At 44.2% G+C, this 3,128-nt stretch carries 4 protein-coding genes; all 4 read left to right on the top strand.

Translation table 11 applies throughout. From position 1 onward, the window contains the following. The coding region (locus tag PX484_RS20840; RefSeq protein ID WP_288105351.1) for a methylenetetrahydrofolate reductase at positions 1-799 on the top strand (799 nt) is incomplete at its 5' end. Between the two features lie 119 nt (positions 800-918). Further along, positions 919-1,227, top strand: coding sequence for a hypothetical protein (locus PX484_RS20835; RefSeq protein ID WP_002781238.1), 309 nt, complete (start codon positions 919-921; stop codon positions 1,225-1,227). A 22-nt stretch (positions 1,228-1,249) separates the two neighbouring features. Continuing rightward, positions 1,250-1,735, top strand: coding sequence for a GNAT family N-acetyltransferase (locus tag PX484_RS20830; protein ID WP_288105349.1), 486 nt, complete (start codon positions 1,250-1,252; stop codon positions 1,733-1,735). Positions 1,736-2,325: 590 nt separating this feature from the next. Continuing rightward, on the top strand, positions 2,326-3,128 hold an 803-nt coding region (locus PX484_RS20825; RefSeq protein WP_288105347.1), incomplete at its 3' end, for a Clp protease N-terminal domain-containing protein.

The following is a 3,128-nucleotide window of genomic DNA, read 5'->3' as shown; positions in this document are numbered from 1 at the left end:
AGAAATGGCCCTCTGGCTAAAAAATCGCGTTCATGCGGCTAATATTACCGATGGCAGTCGCGCCGTAGTGCGAATGTCCTCTCTGGCTGCCTCCGCTATTCTCTATCAACACGACATCGAACCCATCTGTCAAATAGCCTGCCGCGATCGCAATGTGATCGGATTACAAGCAGATCTCATGGGCGCTCATGCTTTGGGATTGAGAAATATACTAGCTTTAACTGGAGATCCCGTCAAAGCAGGAGATCACCCCAAAGCTAGGGCAGTTTTTGACCTAGAATCGGTACGTTTGTTAAAATTAATCGATAAATTAAATAAAGGTTTTGACTTTAACGATAAATCTTTACCCGATGGACGCCTAGAACTTTTTGCTGGGGCTGCCGTCGATGTGCAGTCAAAAAGTTGGTCTGGTCTTCAAAGCCGTTTTGAGCGTAAAATCGAAGCAGGAGCGCAGTTTTTTCAAAGTCAATTAGTTACGGATTTCGATTGTCTTGATAAGTTCATGCAGCAGGTGGCCTCGCTGGCCGATAAACCGATTCTAGCCGGGATTTTTCTGTTAAAATCAGCTAAAAACGCCGTATTTTTAAATAAAAATGTGCCGGGGGTACAAATTCCCGACCAGATCATTCAAAGACTCGCCGACGCACCCCATCCCCTCGAAGAAGGCATCAAAATCGCCGCCGAACAAATAAAATTAGCCCAGCAGTTATGTCAAGGTGTCCACATCATGGCGATTAAACGAGAGGATTTAGTCCCGAAAATTCTCGATATGGCTGGTATCCCGCCAATACATAACTGAGATGAAAAGTCAATAGTTTTTATAAAAAATTAACTTTCATTTTGACTACTGGTCTTTTGACAAGAATTCTACCCCTAACCTAGGATGGGAAGGCTCAAAGCATCTTCGGGATTAAAAGCATGGATTCCAATCTAGGTCAAGAAAAAGAGAATAGTTGTGGTAATTCTGGGCGAAAATGGTTGTCGATCGGTATTGCCCCCACTGGTATAATTTCTATTGGCATTGTTCCCATGGGCGTTATTTCCATCGGTATTGTTCCTATGGGAGTAGTTTCCATTGGAACCGTGGCCATGGGGACAATTGCGGCCGGTTTTGTTTCCATGGGACTTTTCAGTATTGGTAGCGTTGGGATGGGATTAAATAACGGCCATTTTTCCAATCTTAATTCTCCCCCTGCTGAATCTCCCCATAAACATCATCAGCATTAAAATCAAGATTTGACTAGCAATCATGAATTATTCCATCCGTGCTGCCGTTGCTACCGATGTCAAGGCTATTTTTGACTTAATTGTTGCCTTAGCAGCCTATCAAGAACTCAGCCATTTAATGACAGGAAATAGTCAAGCTTTAGGGGAGCATTTATTCGGGGAAAAACCCTACATCGAAGCATTGGTGGCGGAAGTAGAGGGTAAAATAGTCGGTTTTGCCCTATTTTTTGCTAACTATTCTACCTTTATAACTAAACCGGGGATTTATCTGGAAGATATCTTCGTTTTACCCGATTATCGCAGTCAAGGTATCGGGAAAGCTTTACTAATGGCTGTGGCTAAAATTGCCGTCGCTAGGGATGCAGGACTTTTAGAATGGACTGTCTTAGAGTGGAATCAACTAGCGATCGATTTTTATGGAAAAATGGGGGCTAAGGCCTTCAAAGAGTGGCAAATTTGTCGCCTCACCGGGACTGCTTTAACCCAATTGGGTAATAGCGATAAATAAGTCAGACCCGATGAAAAAATTTTCACCGTCAAGCATGAAAATATTCTGATCCTAAATCCGGTTATTAAAAACTGATTATTTATTCCCCCTTTTGCAGGAGTTTCTTTCCTGATATGTGGCCTAGACTCAACGGATGGCCGTATTACTTCAGATCTGATTACTCAATCCAAGCTTTTGGGGGGTTCTACCCCCCAAACCCCCCGCGCATTAGTTTTTCGGTGGGATGCTTACACGCAGCCGCTGACGCATCTGTAATAATTTGAGAGTCACTTCACTCGCAGGAGTGCCTCTCCTGATATGTAGCCTATACTCAACGGATTTAGTATGATTGACGAATTTGCCTTATTTCAGCTTGTATTTTCAAGTCAGGAGATAGGAGATAGGAGACTTTTTTATTTATTCTCCCCACACCCCACACCCTACACCCTACACCCTACACCCTACACCCCACACCCCACACCCTACACCCTACACCCCACACCCTACACCCTCTTTCAAGTCAGAGCTTTTGTCGATCCTAGAACTTTGTGATCGATCGAGACTCCTTGCTATACTATACCTCTGACACTGGCTTTCCTCATTGGTGCAGAATGCAACCCACAGACTCGAATAAATTTACCGAACAAGCTTGGGATTCAATCGTTAAATCGCAAGAAATTGCGCGACGCTTCAAAAACCAGACCTTAGAGGTGGAACACGTTATTATTGCCCTCCTAGAGCAGAATAACGGTCTAGCCACCCGGATTTTACAAAAAGCTAATATAGAAATTCCGCGACTGCAACAACAGCTAGAAGTCTTCACCAACCGACAGCCGAAAGTGGCCATCGTCGATCAATTATACCTAGGTCGTGGTCTGGATCTGCTGCTCGATCGAGCGGAAGCATCCAGGGAAAGTTGGCAAGATAAATTTATCTCCGTCGAACATCTTCTCGTCGGTTTTGCCGAAGATGAAAGGGTTGGCCGGAAATGTTTACGCACTTTCAATCTTGACCCCCAAGATTTAGAATTAGCTATCAAAGCAATTCGCGGTACTCAAAAGGTTACTGAACCCAATCAAGAGGAAAAATACGAAGCTTTAGATAAATATGGCCGGGATTTAACAGCGGCGGCCAAAGAAGGCAAATTAGACCCGGTTATCGGTCGTGATGAAGAAATTCGACGGGTGGTACAAGTCCTCTCGCGACGGTCGAAAAATAACCCGGTTTTAATCGGTGAACCGGGAGTAGGAAAAACCGCTATTGCGGAAGGATTGGCCCAAAGGATTGTTAACGGAGATGTTCCCGAATCTTTGAAAAATCGTCAGTTAATTTCCCTCGATATGGGAAGTTTAATCGCTGGGGCAAAATATCGAGGCGAATTCGAGGAAAGATTGCGGTCAGTCATGAAAGAAGT

Source organism: Microcystis sp. M49636_WE2, assembly GCF_030065375.1.
Lineage (GTDB): Bacteria > Cyanobacteriota > Cyanobacteriia > Cyanobacteriales > Microcystaceae > Microcystis > Microcystis aeruginosa_C.
The sequence above is the reverse complement of the archived record's forward strand: the minus strand, read 5'-3'. Positions and strand labels throughout refer to the sequence as shown.